Source organism: Actinophytocola sp., from assembly GCF_036378875.1.
GTDB lineage: Bacteria > Actinomycetota > Actinomycetes > Mycobacteriales > Pseudonocardiaceae > Actinophytocola.
Map to the genome: position 1 here is coordinate 23,155 of NZ_DASUVO010000130.1, position 19,455 is coordinate 42,609.

Genomic DNA, 19,455 nt, shown 5'->3' on the forward strand with positions numbered 1-19,455 from the left:
ACCGCCGGCCGGGTACCGTGTTGCGATCGGCATGCGCGTGTGCTGCGAGAGGACGGACTCCATGGCGGACACTCGTCCCGATGACCGTTCGGCTCTGCGGGCCGAGCTGCGTGCCGTCGTCCACACGGCGGGCGTGCCCGTGGCGTTCCTCGGCGAGGCGGCGGGCAACCGGTTGCGGCTGACCGAGTTCGTCGGCACACGAACCACGGGACTGCACAACCTGGAGGTGCTCGCCGGCACCGGCCTGGGTGGCCGGGTACTCACGCTGGGCCGCCCGATCGCGGTCAGTGACTACGGCAGCGCGCGGAGCATCACCCACGACTACGACCGGCCCGTCCTCGGCGAAGGGCTCGCCTCGATCCTCGCCGTGCCCGTGGGGACAGGCAGTCGCTGCCGTGCCGTGCTCTACGGGGCCGTCCGGCAGCGAGTGGGTTTCGGCGATCGTGTCCGGGACGCGCTGATGGCGTCGGGCCGAAGGTTGGCCCACGAACTCGCCGCCCGCGATGAGATCGCGCGCCGACTGGTGACCGCCGACCGGCTGGCGGATCCGAGCCACGCGGCCACGCTCGAGGAACTGCGGTCCGTCCATTCGGAACTGCGAGCGATCGCCGGCGCCACCCCCGATGCCGAGCTGCGGAACCGAATCTACGGTGCCGCCCAACGCCTGGCCGACCTCGGTGAGCCCAGAACCCAGGCAGGGATCCGTCTGTCCACACGGGAAACCGACGTGCTGGCACAGGTCGCGCTCGGCCGCACCAACGCCGAGGCGGCGGAACGTCTGTCCCTCACCCGCGAAACCGTCAAGGCCTACCTGCGGTCCGCCATGCGCAAGCTGGACGCCCGCACCCGCCACGAAGCCGTGGTACACGCCCGCAGGGCGATGCTGCTTCCCTAGCTCGACACGATCGCGTAACCGCTGTACCAGCCGCCGGCGACGGCGCTGGCCCTGGTCAGCCCGATGACCCGCACGGGCACATTCGAGTAGCCGAACACGGTGTCGTTGCCGAGGGAGTAGTTGGTGTTGGGGCCCCACGCCCACACGGTGCCGTCGGCACGAAGTGCGTAGGCGCCGAATTCGAAGCCGGCGAGCTGGGTGACGTCGGTGAGGTTGGACCCCGGCACCGGGACACGGGACTCACACTTCGTCGTGACCGGATCGCAGTCGACGCCGTTCCCGAGCTGGCCGCTGGGATTCATACCCCACGCCCGCACGGTGCCGTCGGCGAGCAGTGCGTACCCGTTGTCGGAGCCGGCGGCGATATCGGTCACTCCGGTCAGGCCCGCGACCTGGACCGGCGTCCGGGTGATGCATGACCCGGACGGGTCGCACGGCTCGCCGTTGCCGAGTTGGCCGTTGTGGTTGCTTCCCCAGGCCCAGACGGTGCCGTCGGCACGTACGGCGTAGGCGGTGTTGCCGGTGCTCGCGATCGCGGTGACCTCGGTCAGGCTCACCCGGACGGGCACCGGCAGTTGGGCGACCTCCGAGCCGTTGCCGAAGAGTCCCGAGCCGTTGTACCCCCACGCGAAGACGGCGCCGTCGGAGCGAAGTGCGAAACCCGTGCCCCAGCTGCTGGCGATCGCGACCACATCGGTCAACCCGGTCACCCGCACCGGCACGGTCGAGTCCTCCGTCTGCCCGTTGCCGAGCCGGCTCGTCGTACCCGAGCCCCAGGCCCAGACGGTGCCGTCGGAGCGGAGCGCGTAGCCGCCCCAGTTGTTGCCCGCGATCGCCGTGACATCGGTCAGCCCCAGCACGAGGACCGGAACCACCGAACCGCCGCCCCAGCCGCCGGAAAAGCCGGTCCTCCAGCCGTTGCCCAGCTGTCCATGCTCGTTGTTACCCCAGGCCCAGACGGTGCCGTCGGTGCGCAGCGCGTACCCCCCGTGCCAGCCGGCACCGGAGACGGACTGCACACCGGACAGCGTTGCCACCGCCTTCGGCGTCGGTGACCCGGACTCGAGCTCGGCCGTGCCCAGCTGCCGGTCCACGCCGTTGTCGCCCCACGCACGGACGCAGTCGGCCGCGTAGGACGCGCCGTAGTCGGGCGTGTAGAAGCCGGCGAGGTCGACGATGAGGTTGGCGTTGCCGGCGAGGTTGTACAGGCTGACCGTGCGGTCGGCACCGAGCGCCACGGTGACGAGGTTCGGTCGCGTCTCCCCGGCGGTGAGGTTCACATTCGACACGTTCGGCCGGGGTGTGCCGGTCGGCCAGGCGGTCACGAAGGTGGCGGCGGTGACGTCGGTGACCGTGAGGTTGAACGTCACCGCGGTCGCCGACGCGGGCACCCACCCGGACAGGTCGACCACCCGGATCCCGCCGGCGCCGATCGGGCCGCTGTCCCAGCGGGAGTCCACGATCCGGTTCGCCGGCAACGCGGTGAACTTCGCGCCTGCGCCCGTGCCGTAGTAGCCGGCGAGGTCGGCGACCAGATGCGTGCTGCCGGCGTTGTTGTAGAAGTTCACCGTGCGGCCCGTCCCGAGTGAGACGGTCACCTGGTTGGCCCTGATCTCGCCCGTGACGAGGTTGAGGTTGGAGGTGTTCGGCGTCGCGACACCACCCGGGAAGACCGTGACGTGCGTGGGCTCGGTGGGCGTCACGCCGGTCACGTTGAGCACGACGGCGGTTGCCGTGGCCGGTACGCGGCCGGAGAGGTTCAGGCTGATCGTGCCGCGGGGCCCGACCGGGCCGTCAACGCCGGTGCCGATCCTGGTGTCCAGCACTCGGACCGGCGCCAGGGAGGTGAAGGTCGACGCCTCGCTCGCCGCGAGCCGGGCCGGGGGCTCGGCGTTGGCCGACGAGCCGGCCAGAAGTCCGACGATCAGGAACACGGGCAGGCCGGCAGGAAGCAGTCGACGCATGGAGTCCCCCAGTGCGAACGATCCACGACCCGATTGCTGATGCTAGGTAGCCGTCGTCAGTGGAACCACCGCCGTTCGGCCCCCGTCGCGCACCTGTGACAATGTAGACGCACATGAAACAGGAGGGGTGACGTGGGGGTCTCGGGTAGGACGATCGTGTTGGTCGCGACGGTGGGACTGATCTTGGGCGGCTGCGACCCGACGCCATCGCCGCCGACGTCGTCGACCGTGCCGACCGGCACGAGCGTCGCGCCGGACAAACCCGTGCCGTTCGCGTACGCCCGCGAGGGTGAGTTGACGGTTCGGCGGTCCGGAAAGTCCGTGGCCGAGGTCGACCTGGGCGACGAGGAGTCCGTCGTGGACACCGGTTGGTCGGCGGACGCGACCCGGTTCGTGGCGGTGACCACGAACCGGCTCCTGTCGATCGACACCGCCTCCGGTGCCGTGGCGACCGCCGACTGTTCCTGTTGGAGTGTCGCCGTCGCCGGCGGTCGCGTGTACACGTTGGGCGACTACGGCGCCCAGGAGTTGGCCGGGTACGACCTCGGCGAGCTGAAACCCGCGGGCACGGTGCGCCCCAAGGGGGTCGGCGAGCGCGGCATGCTGCGCATCGCCGGCGCGGGCGACCAGCTCGTCGTGTTCGCCATCACCGAGGACGGTGCCCGTGCGCTGACCGACGTCCTCGTGGTCGATCCCGCGTCCGGGAGCAGCCGCACCGTCGGCAAGACCGACGAGGTGGGCTCGCCGGGCGCCGTCGCCTACACGCCGCGAGGCTGGCTCGGGCAGCCGATGGTCGCCTACGTCGCCAACGCGTCGGCGGGCGCGGACTCGAGCACGGCGTCGCTCGTCTGGTTCGACCCGGCCAAGGGCGGTCAACACGTGGTCGACGACGCCGCCCTGCGCACGATGACCGACGCGAACACCACTTTCGAGCAGCTGTGGTGGGGCCGGGACGGTACGCCGCACGTCACCGCCCAGGTGTGGCAGTCCGACGGCACCGAGATCGCTCCGCTGGCGGCATGGCGGCACGACGGGACAACGTGGCTGCGGACCTCGGAACGGATCTCCGACACCCACTCCACCCACCTGAAGAGCGCCGACGTCGCGGACACGCGGGACCTCGACGGCGGCTGGGGACTCGTGCTGTCCCGGGACGGCGAGCTGCGCGCGGTCCGCGGCGACAAGGACCTGGACGTGGCCGACGACGTCAAGAAGCTGTGGACCCCGCCGATCACCGTCGCACCGGCCGCGACCGCCGTGACCGTCGTGAACCTGAACGCCGCCATGGGTTACCACCTCCGTCCGGGCGACCCCGCCGGCACGGACGCCACCGCGGCGGACTTCGCGGACCTGGCCGACGACCTCCTGCGCCAGAACGCAGACATCGCCAACCTGCAGGAGATGGCGGAACCGGCGGCCAAACACCTGCAACGGATCCTGGCCGAACGCACCGGGCAGGAGTGGGCCATGAACTGGGCGACGTCCGGCACCGCCGACTACTACGAGGGCACGACGCCCGGTGAGGGGCCGGCGGAAGGCTATGCGCAGGCGCGGGCCGGCAACGCCCAGTTGATCCGCCTCGGCCACGGCATCCAGAAACAGGTCTCGACGACCGGGAACGCCGGGCGGATGCTGCCGTCCGGAGGCCGTTCGTACGGCGGCGTCGAGCTGAGCACCGCCGACGGCCGGACGGTCGGGGTGTACGTCACGCACCTCGCCAGGGACAAGGACGCCCCCAGCACCCAACGCGTGGCGGACATCCGGGCGGTCCAGGACTTCCTGGCCAAGCGGGAGGGCCCGGTCGTCCTCACCGGTGACTTCAACGAGAGCATGGACATCCCGAGCGGCGGACCCACCGAGTCGGTCGTCCGCGCCCTCAACGAGTTCACGACCCGGCAGGGCTTCACCGACGTCGGCCACGACCTGGGGACGACCAGCAACGAGAAGGGACCCGCCGCGGAACTGGAGGGCACACTGCGGATCGACTACATCCTCACCCGCGACCAGCCGACCCTCGACACGGTGAAGTTCGTGAGCCACCAGTCCGACCACTGGGGCCTCGCGACGACACTCGTCCCGCGCTGATGCTCTGACCGCGAGGTCCGGTCACGCCGCGCTTCGTGCCCGCCGGGCCACGGGCGAAGCCCGCTTCGCGGGCGTGTCCGCATCGCGAGGGAAGCCCGGTGCTGCGAACGGCGTGTTTGTGCACCGGCGGTGTCTCGAAAGGCGCTTTTGGGTCATTGAACGTCATCGGCGCGTCTTTGGAGACATCGGCGGTGCCCCGAACGCGTCTTTCGGGACCCAGCGGGTGCGCGTCGGGCGGGTGCGCGCCCGGCGCCCGCGAAGCGGGTCTGACCGTGCCTGCGCCGCTCGCGCTAGTCCGGTGCGGCTTGGCCTAGCCTGATGGCCTCGTCCAGGTCGGTCCGCTGTCCGGTGCGTTCGAAGCGGCGCAACAGAGCCTTGCCCAGGTTGCGCTCGGCGTTGGCCTGGCCTGTCTGATGCTCCAGCACTTCCTGCCGGAACAACGAAATCGCCCGCTCCAGCTGGGCGAGCCGGCCTGTCCGCTCGTACTCGCGCATCAGCGCGACACCGCTGTCGCGCGGCGACGCGAGCCCGAAGAGCTCCCGCACCTCCGGGGACACCAGACGCGGGTCGACCGTGTGCAGTCTCGTGTACAGCGTCCGCGCCAGCTTCAGGTCGGCCTCGCCGTGCTCGGGTGGCAGCGCCTCGTACCGGCACAGGTGCAGGGCCGCGACGCGCGAGAGGCTGCCGGCGTCCGGGCCGCCCAACGCCGTCAGCTCGGTGACCAGGTCAAGGGCCTGTTCGTCGAGCACACCCGACGAGTCTCCGTTGGCATGCCGAGCGACGCGGGCGTCAAGCTCCGCGAGGAGCCGCTCCTTCATGGCGAACTATCGTATGGAGGACGGCAAGAGGCCCGCTCACTTTCGGTGCCGCGGCGTGAAGGTCTGACCAGGAACGCCGCTATTGCCACGCTGCGCGCACGGCCGTAACCTCTCGGTATTGGTCTAGACAACTCGGGGGGTCTGGATGCGCAGGAGGACGTTTCTCGCCGGTGGTGCCGCGACGAGCATGGGGCTGATGTCCCAGTGGCCGACTCAGGCGGCCGCCGATCCCATCGGCACCGGTTGGACCGAGGTGGCGGCGAACTACAGCCTCCACCAGCCGCCCGACCGGACGCGGCACACACTGACCGGCGGTGAGCATCACTTCTGGCTCTACGCCACCGATCCCAGCACGTTCCCGGGTCAGGACTCCGGGCCGCGCAGTGAGCTGCGGTTCCACAACGACTACACGAGCGGGCAGGCACAGTTCGAGGCGGACATCCGCGTCAGGTCCGGCACCGTGCGGCCGTGTGTGATGCAGGTCTTCGGCGGCTCGAGCTGGGCGACCGCGTTCATGACGCTCGCCATGTCGAACAGCCTCAACTACTACGACAGCAACCAGGTCATCCACTCGCCCATCTACGACACCTACCTGCGGCTCAACGTCGTGCACGACACGACCGCCCGCAAGGTCCACGTCTTCGTCAACCGCCAGTTCCGGGCCACCTTCGCCGACCACGGCCCGGCGACGCACTACTTCAAGTGCGGCCTCTACGGCCGCGAAGGCATGTCCGCCCGCTGCGACGCCTACGTGAAGAACATTCGGCTCTACCGTAAGTGAGCAGCGGTGGCTGCGCCTGTGTGGTCTCGCGGTCGTGTCACCATGGACAGTGATGACATCACTGCAGCCTTCTCCCAGCCCCGCCGTCGTGCCGTCGGTCGGTATCGAGGACATCCGGTTCCTCAGAGGACAGTTGGCCGACTTCATGCTGGGCTACAAGTTCGCGATCGACGAGATCGTCACCAAGATCAATATCCTGCGTGAGGACTTCAACAACGCGAACGAGTACAACCCGATCGAGCACATCACCTCGCGGTTGAAGTCGCCGGAGAGCGTGCTCGAGAAGATCCAGCGCAAGAACTACACGATGAACCTCGCCAGCATCCGTGAGAACGTGCTCGACATCGCCGGGGTGCGGGTGGTCTGCAGCTTCATCTCCGACATCGCCAAGATCCGGGACATGCTGGTCGGCCAGGAGGACATCACCCTGCTCGACGAGCGCGACTACATCAGCAACCGCAAGCCGAACGGCTACCAGAGCCTGCACCTCATCGTCTCGATCCCGGTGTTCCGTGCCGGCCGCACCGACCGCATGCCGGTCGAGATCCAGATCCGCACCATCGCGATGGACTTCTGGGCCAGCCTCGAGCACAAGATCTACTACAAGTTCCGGGGCGAGGTGCCCGCCAACCTGCGGAGCGAGCTGACACAGGCCGCAGACGCGGCGGCCCAGTTGGACGAGAAGATGGAGGCCCTCCACCGTCTCGTCGACCGCGATGGTCAGTCCCGGCCGAGTCCGACCGACTCGCTGGACCTCTCGGCGCTGTACGCGAACCTGCTGTCGGGCCGGTGACCGCCGGACTCAGCTGTGCTTGCGGCGTTCGATCTGCCCGGAGGCGCCATGGTCGAGGCCACGCCAGTCAGGTGTCCGGGTTGGTTGGAGCGGACTCCTGCATGCGTCGTGACGCCTCGCCGAGGCCGTCGGCGAGGGCGGTGACCTGGTCGGGGGTGAGGACGTCGATGAACAGCTCGCGGACCAGGGCGACGTGGCCGGGCGCGGCCTGTTCGAGCTTGGTCATGCCGTCCTCGGTGAGGCAGGCGTAGATGGCGCGGACGTCGCTCATGCAGGTGCGCCGGCGCACGAGCCCGGCCTGTTCGAGCTGTCCGATCTGGTAGGTCAGTCCGCTCTTGGAGTTCTGCACCGCGCACGCGAGCTCGGTCATCCGCAGCTCCCGGTCCGGGGAGCCGCTGAGGATGGCAAGGATCTGGTACTGCAGGTGGGACAGGCCGGCGTCCCGCTTGAGCTGCTGGTCCATCCGCTGGTTGAGCAGCGTGTGCGCGCTGCGGAACGCGTTCCAGGCCCGCTTCTCTTCCGTGTTCAGCCACCGTGGGCGACCCATGTCACAACCCTACTTGTTGTTCAAATTCGAACCTCAAGTGTAGCGTCGCCGCTGAGTTTAAATTTGAACGACCAGGAGCCGCCATGACCAGCATCCCCGCCGCCACCGTGCGCACCCGGGTTCACGTCCCGCTGCGCTTCGCCGACGGCTTCTCCGTCACCGCCGAGGTGGTCACCTTCCACGGGCTGGTGGATGGGGCCGAGCACATCGCGCTCGTCCTCGGCGAGGCCGGCGGCCGGCCGTTGGTGCGGCTGCACTCGGAGTGCCTGACCGGGGACGTGTTCGGCTCGGCACGCTGCGACTGCGGCCCCCAGCTGCGCGAGGCCGTGGAGCGGATCGACGCGGTCGGTGGGGTGCTGCTCTACCTGCGGCAGGAGGGCCGGGGCATCGGCCTGTACAACAAGCTCGACGCCTACGCCCTGCAGGACGCCGGTCTGGACACCTACCAGGCCAACACCGCCCTCGGTCTGCCCGAGGACGGTCGCGACTACACCTCGGCCGCCCAGATGCTGGCCGCGCTCGGCGTCACCGACCTGGACCTGCTCACCAACAACCCCGACAAGGCCGGCCAGTTACGTGCGCTGGGCATCACCGTCGCCGAGACGGTGCCCACGGGCGTGCACGCGACCCCGGACAACCTTCACTACCTGCACGCCAAGGCCACGCACACCCAGCACACCATCGCCCTGCCCGGCCTCGCGAGCCTGGCCGGCTGAGAGAGGCCGTCATGAAAGCCGTCGTCATCACCGACTTCCGCACCCAGCCCACGATCGCCGACCTGCCGGTGCCCGAACCAGGTCCCGGCCAGGTGCTGGTCCGCCTGTACGCCGCCGGCCTGAACCCGTTCGACTGGAAGGTCGCCGACGGCGCCCTCGCCGACGCCGTACCGCACGCCTTCCCGCTGGTGATGGGGTCGGACGGGGCCGGTGTGGTCGAGAAGACCGGCCCCGGCGTGACCCGCTTCCACGCAGGGGACCGCGTCTACGGCCAGTTCATGCGTCTCGAACAGGGGCTGGGCTCCTACGCCGAGTACACCCTCGCCGAGGAGAACGGGGCCATCGCCGCGATCCCCGGCTCCCTGCCCTTCACGGTGGCCGCCGCGCTGCCGACCGCGAGTGTGACCGCGTACCAGGCCGTCGAGGCCGCCAAGCTGAGCTCCGGGCAGACCCTGCTGATCAACGGCGCCGGCGGTGGGGTCGGCCAGTCGGCCATCCAGTTCGCCGCCCAGACCGGTGCCGTAGTCCTGGCCACCGCCACGGCCAACCAGGTGGATCACCTGCGTGAGCTCGGCGCCCACACCGTCATCGACTTCACCGCCGCCCCCACCCACGAGCAGGTGGCGGCCGCGCACCCCGGCGGCGTCGACGCCGTCCTGGACCTGATCACCCCGGCCGGCGGTGACCCGACCACGCTCGCCGGGCTCGTCCGTCCAGGCGGGATTCTGATCAACACCAACTACGCCCTCGACCCGGCCACGCTCGCCGCCCGCGGCATCGTCGGCATCAACTTCGGCAACAGCCCCACTCCCGAGGTGCTGGCCGCCATCGCCGAACTCGCCGACACCGGCAAGCTCCGCGTCCACATCGACGCCGAGGTCCCGCTGCACGAGGCCCCGACCACCCTCACCCACGCCCGAACCGGCCACGCCCGAGGCAAAACGGTCATCGTCCCCTGAACCGGGCAGTGCTCGGTTCGGGGCGCGGCATGAACCTGCGCGCGTGTTGATCTGCGCGAGCGAGGTGGCATCCTTGCCCCGTGGGTCCTGACGAGATGCGTGCCGGCGACAGTGATCGCCAGGCGGTCGCGGACAAGTTGAAGCAGGCGCTGGACGAGGGTCGTCTGGACGTCGGCGAGTACGACGAGCGTCTACAGAAGACATACGCGGCCAAGACCTACGGTGAGCTGAGGGGGTTGCTCGACGACCTCCCCGGCGTCATTCCGTCCAAAGCGGACATCGCGCCGGCGTCACAACCCGCGGCGCCGGCGCCGACCCGCTCCGCGCGCGGCGGCCAGCTCGTCCGGGGATGGCTGGGTGGCTTCGGCGGGATCTTCGTCGTCTGCACGGTGATCTGGCTGGTGAGCAGCATCGGCTCCGGCAATTTCCAGAACTTCTGGCCGGTCTGGCTTCTCATCCCGATGGCGTTCGGCCTACTGGGCGGCCGCGACGTACGCAGGCGCGACCGCCGATAGCGCATGCCTGCTGGTCGCTGTGGATCGAGGAGGGCAGGCCACCTATCACGGACCGGGACAGCTCATCGGCTACCTGGTTGGTGGTCGATCTTCGGGAACGTGGCCCGGTCGACGTGGTCCGGTGGGTCACGGGTTCGCACTGAACGTCGCGCCGGACATGGCGGCGTTCTCGGCGTTCACCGCGTGTGGGTTGCCCGAGGTGGCGATGGCCTCGTTGGCCGAGATGGCGGCCGCTCTCGGCGGGCCCGCTCCCGCCGAGGAGGCCGTGCGCGCGGCTGTCGCGGACGCGTTCGGCGCCTCTTCCCGACCGTGACCCTTGATCGATCCAGGGACAGTGCTCCGGCGGAATGATCGGCCAGATGCGCGGTAACGGCGCACGGATTGGGTATCAGGAGACCCAAGCGCTGGACCGATCATGGAGGGAGCCGTGATGTCGCGGTTGAACGTGGTGGTGCTCGGGCTCGACGAGACGAACCTGGAGCTGTTGCGCCGGGTGCCCGACGCGGACCGCTACGAGTTCCACGGGTTGATGTCGATCACCGACATGCAGTCCGGTGAGGACATTCCGGTCGCGGAGCTGTTGGAGACCGCGGAGAAACGGATCGAGGCGTTCGACGGTCATGTGCACGCCATCGTTGGCTTCTGGGACTTTCCGGTGAGCACGATCGTGCCCGTGCTGTGTGCGCGGTTCGGGCTGCGTGGTGCGAGCCTGGAGTCGGTGCTGCGGTGTGAGCACAAGTACTGGAGCAGACTTGTCCAGCGTGAGGTGATCGACGAGTACCCGCCGTTCGCGCTCGTCGACCTGGACGAGCCGCGGTTGCCCGCCGAGGTCGGCTATCCGTGCTGGCTCAAGCCGGTGAAGTCGTTCTCCTCCAAGCTCGCCTTCGAGGTCACCGACGAGCGGGAGTTCGAGACCGCCGTCGCCGAGCTGCGGGACGGGATCGCCAGGGTGGGGGAGCCGTTCGAGTACCTGCTCGCGCAGGCCGACGTGCCGCCGGAGATCGCCGAGGCGGGCGGCCAGGCCGCGCTGGCGGAACGTGCGTTGTCCGGGAACCGGGCAGCCACCGAAGGCTACGTCCTGAACGGCGAAGTCGTGGTGTACGGCGTGTTGGACTCGATCGTCTACCCGGGAGTGTCGAGCTTCCTCCGCCACCAGTACCCGTCCCAGCTGCCGAAGAGGATGCGGGAACGGCTGGCGGAGGTGTCCCGCCGCGTCATCGAGCGGGTCGGGCTCGACAACGCCACGTTCAGCATCGAGTTCTTCTGCGACCCGGACACCGGTGAGATCAACGTGCTGGAGATCAACCCCCGGCACTCCCAGGCCCATGCCGAGCTGTTCGAGCACGTCGACGGCTACCCGAACCACCACTACATGGTCAAGGTCGCGCTCGGGGAGAAGCCGGGGCCGGCAGGCGCGGGCCGATACCGGATCTCGGCGCGGTGGTATCTCCGTCGCTTCGACGACGGCGTGCTGACGCGCGGCCCCAGCGAGGACGAGATCGCGGCGGTGGAAGAGGCCATCGACGGCGTGCGGGTCTATCGCAAGGCGCCGGACGGCGATCGACTGTCCGAACAGGTCTTCGCGGACAGCTACAGCTACGAGCTCGCCGAGATCGTGGTCGGCGCGGACGATCCCGCACAGCTGGCGGACAAGTACGATCGGTGCGTCGCGGCACTGCGGTTCGAGTTCGAGGAAGGAGAGGCCTGAACCCATGCGAGTGGTCACCTCGCTGCCCTACAAGGTCAAGGAAACCGAGGACATCCACATCCCGGTGGCGGACGGCTCCCGGCTCGCCGCACGCGTCTGGCGCCCGTTGGACTCCGACGACGAACCGGTGCCCGCCATCCTCGAGTACATCCCTTACCGCAAGCGGGATCTCACGTCCGTGCGGGACTCCATCGCGCATCCCTACTTGGCCGGGCACGGCTTCGCCTGTGTGCGCGTCGACATCCGGGGGAGCGGGGAGTCCGACGGCGTGCTCGTGGACGAGTACCTCGAACAGGAGCAACGCGATGCCGAGGACGTGCTCGCGTGGCTGTCCGAGCAGCCGTGGTGCGACGGGCGCACCGGCATGATGGGCATCTCGTGGGGCGGCTTCGCGGCGCTGCAGGTCGCCGCCCGGCGCCCGCCCAGCCTCGGCGCGATCTGCGTCGCGTCGTTCACCGACGACCGGTTCGCCGACGACATGCACTACATGCGCGGCTGCCTGCTGTCGGACAACCTCGCCGAGTCCGGCACGATGTTCGCCTACAGCACCTGCCCACCGGACCCCGAGGCGGCAGGCGACCGCTGGCGGCAGATGTGGTTGGAGCGGCTGGACGCGGCCCGTCCGTGGGTGGCGGAGTGGCTGAGCCACCAGCGCCGGGACGACTACTGGCGACACGCGTCGGTCTGCGAGGACTACTCGGCGATCGACGTGCCGGTGTTCGCCTCGTGCGGGTGGGCCGACGGCTACTCGAACGCGGTGCTGCGGTTGATGGCCGGTCTCGACGTGCCACGCAAGGGGCTGATCGGCCCGTGGTCGCACAAGTACCCGCACCTGGGCGTGCCGGGACCGGCGATCGGCTACCTCCAGGAGGTGGTCCGCTGGTTCGACCGCTGGCTGCGTGCCGCACCGGACACTGTGGACGACGCGCTCGACGAGCCGGTGCTGCGCACGTGGATGCAGGACAGCGTGCCGCCCTCCACCTCCTACGAGGAACGGCCCGGGCGCTGGGTCGGGGAACGCGAGTGGCCGTCGCCGAACATCCGGCATGACGTGCATCCCCTGACGCCGCACCGGATCGCGCCGCTCGGCACCGAGGTGGCCGACGCGGTGCTGTCCGTCGAGTCGCCGCTGTCGGTCGGCCAGTTCGCCGGCAAGTGGTGCTCCTACAACGCGCCCCCCGACCTGCCCTACGACCAGAGGGAGGAGGACGGCGGCTCACTGGTGTTCGAGTCCGACGTGCTGGCCGAACAGTGCGAGGTCCTGGGCGCGCCCGTGGTGCGGCTCGACGTGTCGGCCAACCGTCCCATCGCGATGGTGGCCGCGCGACTGTCCGATGTCGCCGAGGACGGTCGCGCGACGCGGGTGACCTACGGCCTGCTCAACCTCGCCCACCGCGACTCCCACGAGCGGCCCGAGCCGCTGGAGCCCGGTCGCCGCTACCAGGTCGAGATCCCGCTCAACGGTGTGGCACAGGCGTTCCCGGCCGGCCACAGCATCCGGCTTTCGCTGTCCACGTCGTACTGGCCGCTGGCCTGGCCGCCGCCGGAACCGGTCCGGCTCTCGGTGTACACGGCCGGCAGCTCACTGACGTTGCCGATCCGCCCGGTCGCGGTGCCAGACGAGGTCACGCTCCACCCTTTCGACGATCCGGAGGGCGCAGAACCGCTGGCCACCACCGTGCGCAGCCCGGGGAACTACCGCTGGGACGTCACCCGCGACATGATCACCTACGAGTCGGCTCTCGACGTGCTCAAGGACACCGGCACGATGCGGTACGAGGACACCGGCATCGAGATCGGCAAACGCGTCCACGAGCGGTACAGCTGGACAGCGGAGGACTTCGACTCGCCCCGCGGCGAGACGGAATGGATCATGACCTTCGCCCGGGGCGACTGGCAGGTGCGTGTCGAGACCAGCCAGGTGATGACCTGCACCCCGACCGAGTTCCGGGTGCACGCGCGCCTCGACGCCTACGAGGGCGCCATCCGGGTCCGCTCACGCAACTGGGACGTCACCGTCCCGAGAGACCTCGTCTGACCCGGTGCCGAGCACGTCCACCCAGCCGCCGGAACGCCAGTAGAGCCCGTCCGCGCGGCTGAGCAGGCCCTCGTCCACCAGGTGGCGGCGCACGGCGGCGTGATCGGTGTCGCCGCCGGCGCACCACGCCCGCAGCACGACGTCCACCTCCCGCTCGGAGAAGCGCCGCCCGGGTTCGAACGACCGCACGAGGTGCTCCAGCACGAGTCGCCTGCGCATCCGCCGCGCCGGCAGCCGCACCAGCCGGCCGTCGGACACGAACGCCCGCACCGCCCGGTCCGTGTCATCCACGCTGTCATCCACGGCCGCTACGGTAGGCCGCGCCCCACCCGCCGCGCACCAGGATTAGCCTACGCGCGACGGGGCGTGGACACTGGGCGCGGAAACAGAGGTGACCATGATCAACGCAGCTGGACACGTCGGCGGCGACGATGAGTGACGCCGGGTACTCGGGCACGCCGCTGACGAAGAAGGTGGGCGTCAAGCCAGAGCACACTGTCGTGCTACTGCACGCCCCGACAGGCTGGACGCTGCCCGACCTGCCGCCCGGCGTGTCCATTGAGGACAAACTGGTCGACGCGCCGGACATCGTCATCGCGTTCTACCGCGCCCGCGACGAGCTGGCGGTCGACCTCCCGACGGTGGTGGAGCGGCTCACGCCGACCAGCGCGTACTGGATCGCCTGGCCGCGCAAGGCGGGCGGGCACACCTCCGACATCACCGAGAACCTGCTCCGCGAGCTCGTCCTGCCCACCGGACTGGTCGACGTCAAGGTCGCCGCGCTCGACCAGGACTGGTCCGGCTTGAAGTTCCTGTGGCGCAAGAACCAACGCCCAAAGTCCTGATGCGACCAGGGCAGGTACCGGAGTGTCGCGGCAACGTGGTCGCCGGGATGGCAAGGCCCGGCGACCACGTCTGTCTGGCTACCTGAGTCCGAACGCTCGCGTGACCGTCTGGTCGAGCTGGTTGCCCGACGCGTCGGCGGCGACAGTCCGCAGGGTCACGTAACCCGCGGTCCGCCTGGTGTGCGGCAGCCGGGCGGTGAACTCACCTGGGGTCTCCGTCGACGTGAGGCGGACAGGGGTCCACGTGGCGCCGTCGTCGTAGGAAGCCCAGGTTCGCACGGCCGTGACCGCCGGGTCGCCGTTCCGCTGCGGGGTTGCCCTGACCGTGAACCTCTGCTGCCTGCCGCCCTCGACCCTGTTCCGCAGGTCGACGCCGACGTCGTAGGACAACCTCGGTGCGGAGATGGTGCGGCTGACACCGGTCTCGGTGATCGTGAAGGTCCACTCGGTCGTCGACGACCGGGAGAACTCCCAACCCGGTGCGGTGCGGTCGATCCGCATGACCGCGCGGTACGTGCCCGGCTCCACGTCGAAGTAGAACGTCCGGTAGTAGTAGTCGGTGCGGCCGACCTCGGTGTCGCCGCGGTAGAGGATCAGCGAGATGTCATCGTTCCAGTTCGCGACCGGCTGGTGGGACGGCTCGCTGTCGGGGAACGGGATCGCGCCGACCGACACGTAGTCGCCGACCGCCGTGGAGTAGCCCTGGCTCAACCACGTGTCGCCCCTGGTCGGGTTGGCCACCTGCCTGAACCAGTCGACCTCTCGCCGCTCACCCGGGGTGAATGTGTGCCAGCCGCGGTCGAAGACGGCGACACCGCCCGAACCCTCGATGTCCGCGCCGGTCCAGTACCGGGTCTTGGGGTCCGCGGAGACGTACTCCTCGCGCGACGCCCCGAGACGGATCGGGACCTCGGTCGACACGTAGTAGTAGGCGTTCGCGCGGCGCCACGCCTGCAGCAGGTTGCCGACCGGCTGCGCGTGGGCGTAGTAGTCGGCGTCGACCCTCGCCGTGTTGGTCGCGTCGGCGGTGAACCGCAGGCCCGTGGCGGGAATCGAGTCGACCGTGTGGACGAGGTCGTACTGGAAGGGGCTGAACGGCGTGCCCGTCAGCTCGATCCGGACCGGGCCGCGCGATCGCCTTCGACAGTTGCTCACCCTGCTCGCCGTACACCGCGAACGCCGGCACGGCCGTTGAGCCCGCCGCGGCGGCCAGACGACCTGCCTGACTGTTCCTGACCGCGACGGCCGCCGCGCCATGCCGTGCCGCCGTGTCGATCTGCGTCGCGATCGGCACGTCCGGCGACTGCCTGACCAGGACGACCTTGCCGCGGGCATTGAGACGACGGAACTCCGCCGGCGTGCCGGTGCCCGCGTCGACGACACCAAGGGCACGGCGGCCGCTGAACTGCTTCGCGCCCTCCAGTTGCGTTGGCGTGAGGGTGATCCCACGAACCTTCGCGGTCAGGACCGGCGCCGTGAGCGAGGAGAAGACGGCGAACTCACCGGGCCCTTCGGACGCGAGCGTCGAGATCCGTTTGACGTCCGCCGAGATCAGGGTGGTCAGGTCGTAGCCGCGCGGGTAGTAAGCGAACGCGCCGCCGCGCCACTCGGTGGTACGACCCGTGTCCACCGCGACATTCGTTGCCTTGCGGACATCGAGCGTGACGTGCACATCGCGGTCGACGGTCAGCGACGAGTCGTACGCCGCGGTCGCCTCCTCGATCCAGGTCCGGGAGGCGTCCGGGGAGAAGATGTTGGCGTACATGACGTACTCGCCCGGCGCCACCCGGATCGTGGCGACACCGTTCCTGTCGAACGACGCCGTGTTGAGCGTGAGCGTGCCGCTCGCGTTGAGCAGCGCCACCTGGCTGGGCCCGCCTGCGGCGACCCCGTCACGGCCGATACCGGTGATGGCGACGTCGAAGAGCAGTTTCTCCATCTGGAAGGAGAACGGGAAACGCAGGGCCCCGCCGTCCTCCGTCGTCGCCGTGACCCGGCCGCTGTAGTAGGTGTCCCGGGCCAGCAGGTTGGGGTCTAGCGTGACCGTGACGTTCGCCGTCGCGCCCGCGGGGACGGTGACCTGCGTGCTCGACAGCGTCAACGCGTCCGCCGGCACCGCGGCGCCCGCGGCGTTGACACCGCTGTCCGCGAGCGAGAACGTGCGCGGGGCGTCGGCGAGGTTGTGCAGCGTCACCTGACGCTCCACGGGCTGGTAGTGGCCGTACTCGGCGTACCGGACGGCGCCGAGGTTCACCGACGCGGGCGACCCGTACATCTGCTGCGACACCGCGCGGGCGACGTCGACGCGTCCCGCTCCACCCTGGGCCACCTGGTAGTCGCCCGGGACCGAGGTCGTGACGAGCGCGGACTTGAGGTCGCGGGCGGACCAGTCCGGGTGCCGCTGTTTGAGCAGCGCCGCGGCCCCGGCGACGTGCGGTGTGGCCATCGAGGTGCCGTTCGCGCTGGTGTATCGGTCGTCGACCGGGGTGCCAATGGTGGTGCCCGCCGCGCGCGCCGCGACGATGTTCACGCCGGGTGCCGAGACCTCGGGTTTCACGGCGTGGTCGCCGATACGTGGGCCACGGGTCGAGAAGGACGCGAGCGCGTCGGACTTCGACACCGCGCCCACCGTGAGCGCCTCGTCCGCGGAGGCGGGGCTGCCGATCAACCGCCGGCCCGCGTTGCCGGCCGCGACGACGAACAGGGCGCCGGTCTCCTCGGTGAGCGTGTTGATCGCGACGCTCAGCGGCCCGGTCCCGTCGTCAGGGACGTCCGAGCCGAGGCTCATGTTGATCACGTCGGCGTCGCCGCGGGCGGCCCATTCCATGCCGGCGATGATGCCGCTGAACGTGCCGGACCCCGAGTCGTCGAGAACCTTGCCCACCAACAGGTCCGCGCCCGGCGCGACGCCGGGGTGGCCGTTCCCGGCACCCGTGCCGGCGATGGTCGAGGCGACGTGTGTGCCATGGCCGTGATGGTCGACGGCGTCCGCGGTCGTCGTGAAGTTCCGCGCCTCGGTGACCTGGCCCTCGACGTCGGGGTGGGTGGCGTCGACGCCGGTGTCGAGCACCGCGACCGTGATGCCCTTGCCGTCGTAGCCTGATTCCCAGGCCGAGAGGGCGCCGATCTGGGGCACGGACTCGGCCAGGTCGACGGAGACCTTGCCGTCGAGCCAGAGCTTGTCGACCCCGCGTGCGCTGAGGTCGGCGGGGGAGTCGTAGTTGCCCCAGAAGGACTTCGCCTCGGCCGGGTCGACGGTCACGGCCAGGGCGTTGATGCTCGCGAGCGCGTGGCTCGCCCGTGCCTGCGCGGGCGAGGCCGGCGCGTTCGCGCCGTCGGCGTTGTCGACGATGACCGGAATCGGCGCGGCCGTCCCATAACCGTTCCCGCGCAACGTGTTCACATTGAACAGCTCACGGTCGACCTGACCTGTGTTGACGCCTTCCTGTGCTGTGGCAGGGATCGCGTACCGCTCGCCGTCCCACGCGTACAGCGACACGATGCCGCGCGATGGCCCGGTCGGGTCCGCGGTGATCGACTCGTGGCCGTCGGCGAAGCCACGCACGGTGAGTTCGTCACCGGTGATCAGCGTGATCCGCGTGGTGGTCGGGTGGCTGGCGGCGCTCGGGTCGGCTGGCTCGGCGGCGGCCGGAGCCGTCGCCATCAGTCCGGCGGCGAGCGCGACGGTCGCGATCAGGCCACCGGCCCGACGCGGGTGCAGGGGTCTCATGTAGAGAATGCTGAGGCAACGTCCTATTGAGGACCAGAATGTGCGGTTGTCACGTAGCGGACCTTGTCCGCAATAGGAAAGGAGCCGGATGTCCTTACCGGACCTGGCCACGCTCGGCATGCCCGAGGGCGCGGCGGCGATCTACCTCGCCCTGCTGGACCACCACACCGCGACGACGGCGGAGCTGGCGGACCGGACGGGCCGCACGGTCGAGGCGGCCGCGCGGCTGCTGGACTGGTTGCGAGCACACGGCCTGATCCTGCGGGCGAACGTCCTGGCACAGGCCGGCGACCAGGACGCGGGATGGACCGCCGCCGACCCGGACCGCGCCCTGCACGGGTTGGTGCTCAAGCACGAGGAAGCACTGCTGCACATCCGGACCGCCTTGCCAGGCCTGCAGGATCGCTTCCGCCGCTCCCGCAACACCGACGACGTGGGTGGCGTGATCGAGCGACTCGACAGCTGGGAGGACGTGGGAAACCGCTATCACCAGCTACTGCGTGACGCCAGAGGGGAGGTGCTGATGTGGGACACCGCGCCGTACGTCGTCGGCGAGACCGGTCCCGCGGAGCAGGCCGCGCTCGACCGCGGCGTCCGCTTCCGGCAGCTCTGCGACCCCCGCGACCTCTCCGCCGAGGTGAAGGCCGAACGCGGCGCGATCCGTGGCCTGCGCGCGAGAATCCATCCCGACCTTCCTTTCCGCGGCGCGATCGCCGACCACACGGCTGCCGTCATCACCATGGACCACGAGTCGCAGAACACCAGAGCGCTGCTCGTGCGGCCCTCACCACTCCTCGACGGCCTGTTGATGCTGTTCGAGACCTGCTGGAGCCGCGCGGTGCCGGTGGCCGGCGACACCGACGGTCTCACCGAGGACGAAGGCGAAGTGTTGACCCTGCTCGCCGCCGGGCTGAAGGACGACGTGATCGCGAGACAGCTCGCGATCACCACCCGTACCGTTCGCCGGCGCGTGCAAACACTGTTGACCGCACTGCAGGCCAAGAGCCGCTTCCACGCGGGCGTCGAGGCCACCCGGCGGGGCTGGGTATGACATCGCCCGG

The 19,455-nt window shown here is 69.8% G+C and carries 18 protein-coding genes; 12 read left to right on the forward strand and 6 right to left on the reverse strand.

Going from position 1 to position 19,455, the window contains the following annotated elements; genetic code table 11:
* Nucleotides 1–61: 61 nt before the first annotated feature.
* Nucleotides 62–895 carry a helix-turn-helix transcriptional regulator gene (locus tag VF106_RS37270; RefSeq protein ID WP_330844670.1) on the forward strand — a complete coding sequence of 278 codons (834 nt, stop codon included), beginning with the start codon at nt 62–64 and terminating at the stop codon, nt 893–895.
* Here VF106_RS37270 and VF106_RS37275 read toward each other — a convergent pair.
* Nucleotides 892–2,859: an RCC1 domain-containing protein gene (locus tag VF106_RS37275; RefSeq protein ID WP_330844671.1), complete on the reverse strand. Its 1,968-nt coding sequence runs from the start codon at nt 2,857–2,859 to the stop codon at nt 892–894. The genes VF106_RS37270 and VF106_RS37275 overlap by 4 nt on opposite strands.
* A gap of 132 nt (nt 2,860–2,991) precedes the next feature.
* Here VF106_RS37275 and VF106_RS37280 point away from each other — a divergent pair, with 132 nt between their 5' ends.
* Nucleotides 2,992–4,944: an endonuclease/exonuclease/phosphatase family protein gene (locus VF106_RS37280; protein ID WP_330844672.1), complete on the forward strand. Its 1,953-nt coding sequence runs from the start codon at nt 2,992–2,994 to the stop codon at nt 4,942–4,944.
* Between the two features lie 290 nt (nt 4,945–5,234).
* Here VF106_RS37280 and VF106_RS37285 read toward each other — a convergent pair whose 3' ends face one another.
* Nucleotides 5,235–5,762: a hypothetical protein gene (locus tag VF106_RS37285; RefSeq protein WP_330844673.1), complete on the reverse strand. Its 528-nt coding sequence runs from the start codon at nt 5,760–5,762 to the stop codon at nt 5,235–5,237.
* 145 nt (nt 5,763–5,907) lie between these two features.
* Here VF106_RS37285 and VF106_RS37290 point away from each other — a divergent pair, with 145 nt between their 5' ends.
* Together VF106_RS37290 and VF106_RS37295 are read left to right on the forward strand one after the other, a co-directional pair.
* Nucleotides 5,908–6,543, forward strand: coding sequence for a polysaccharide lyase family 7 protein (locus VF106_RS37290; protein ID WP_330844674.1), 636 nt, complete (start codon nt 5,908–5,910; stop codon nt 6,541–6,543).
* Between the two features lie 52 nt (nt 6,544–6,595).
* A complete protein-coding gene (locus VF106_RS37295) occupies nt 6,596–7,336 on the forward strand; it encodes a GTP pyrophosphokinase (protein ID WP_330844675.1) in 741 nt (246 codons plus the stop codon).
* Between the two features lie 67 nt (nt 7,337–7,403).
* Here the strand turns inward: VF106_RS37295 and VF106_RS37300 are convergent, their stop codons facing one another.
* Nucleotides 7,404–7,883 carry a MarR family winged helix-turn-helix transcriptional regulator gene (locus VF106_RS37300; RefSeq protein WP_330844676.1) on the reverse strand — a complete coding sequence of 160 codons (480 nt, stop codon included), beginning with the start codon at nt 7,881–7,883 and terminating at the stop codon, nt 7,404–7,406.
* Nucleotides 7,884–7,966: 83 nt separating this feature from the next.
* Here VF106_RS37300 and VF106_RS37305 point away from each other — a divergent pair, with 83 nt between their 5' ends.
* The 6 genes from VF106_RS37305 (at nt 7,967) to VF106_RS37330 (ending at nt 13,819) form a co-directional block, all read left to right on the forward strand.
* Complete coding sequence (locus VF106_RS37305; protein ID WP_330844677.1) at nt 7,967–8,599, forward strand: GTP cyclohydrolase II; 633 nt, start codon at nt 7,967–7,969, stop codon at nt 8,597–8,599.
* An 11-nt stretch (nt 8,600–8,610) separates the two neighbouring features.
* A complete protein-coding gene (locus VF106_RS37310) occupies nt 8,611–9,558 on the forward strand; it encodes an NADP-dependent oxidoreductase (RefSeq protein ID WP_330844678.1) in 948 nt (315 codons plus the stop codon).
* 80 nt (nt 9,559–9,638) lie between these two features.
* Nucleotides 9,639–10,073 carry a DUF1707 SHOCT-like domain-containing protein gene (locus tag VF106_RS37315; RefSeq protein WP_330844679.1) on the forward strand — a complete coding sequence of 145 codons (435 nt, stop codon included), beginning with the start codon at nt 9,639–9,641 and terminating at the stop codon, nt 10,071–10,073.
* Between the two features lie 121 nt (nt 10,074–10,194).
* Nucleotides 10,195–10,386, forward strand: coding sequence for a hypothetical protein (locus VF106_RS37320; RefSeq protein WP_330844680.1), 192 nt, complete (start codon nt 10,195–10,197; stop codon nt 10,384–10,386).
* Between the two features lie 117 nt (nt 10,387–10,503).
* The gene (locus VF106_RS37325) at nt 10,504–11,781 is read left to right on the forward strand and encodes an ATP-grasp domain-containing protein (protein WP_330844681.1); all 1,278 of its coding nucleotides are present in this window, start codon (nt 10,504–10,506) and stop codon (nt 11,779–11,781) included.
* A gap of 4 nt (nt 11,782–11,785) precedes the next feature.
* Complete coding sequence (locus VF106_RS37330; RefSeq protein WP_330844682.1) at nt 11,786–13,819, forward strand: CocE/NonD family hydrolase; 2,034 nt, start codon at nt 11,786–11,788, stop codon at nt 13,817–13,819.
* On the opposite strand, the gene VF106_RS37335 is transcribed toward VF106_RS37330, so the two are convergent.
* The gene (locus VF106_RS37335) at nt 13,778–14,122 is read right to left on the reverse strand and encodes a DUF2087 domain-containing protein (RefSeq protein ID WP_330844683.1); all 345 of its coding nucleotides are present in this window, start codon (nt 14,120–14,122) and stop codon (nt 13,778–13,780) included. The genes VF106_RS37330 and VF106_RS37335 overlap by 42 nt on opposite strands.
* 128 nt (nt 14,123–14,250) lie before the next feature.
* On the opposite strand from VF106_RS37335, the gene VF106_RS37340 reads away from it, so the two are divergent.
* Nucleotides 14,251–14,664, forward strand: coding sequence for a DUF3052 domain-containing protein (locus tag VF106_RS37340; protein ID WP_330844684.1), 414 nt, complete (start codon nt 14,251–14,253; stop codon nt 14,662–14,664).
* 78 nt (nt 14,665–14,742) lie between these two features.
* On the opposite strand, the gene VF106_RS37345 is transcribed toward VF106_RS37340, so the two are convergent.
* Nucleotides 14,743–15,405, reverse strand: a complete 663-nt coding sequence (locus VF106_RS37345) for a hypothetical protein (protein WP_330844685.1) — start codon at nt 15,403–15,405, stop codon at nt 14,743–14,745.
* A 28-nt stretch (nt 15,406–15,433) separates the two neighbouring features.
* The gene (locus VF106_RS37350) at nt 15,434–18,394 is read right to left on the reverse strand and encodes a S8 family serine peptidase (protein ID WP_330844686.1); all 2,961 of its coding nucleotides are present in this window, start codon (nt 18,392–18,394) and stop codon (nt 15,434–15,436) included.
* An 88-nt stretch (nt 18,395–18,482) separates the two neighbouring features.
* On the opposite strand from VF106_RS37350, the gene VF106_RS37355 reads away from it, so the two are divergent.
* A complete protein-coding gene (locus VF106_RS37355; protein WP_330844687.1) occupies nt 18,483–19,445 on the forward strand; it encodes a LuxR C-terminal-related transcriptional regulator in 963 nt (320 codons plus the stop codon).
* The last annotated feature ends 10 nt before the right edge of the window (nt 19,446–19,455 follow it).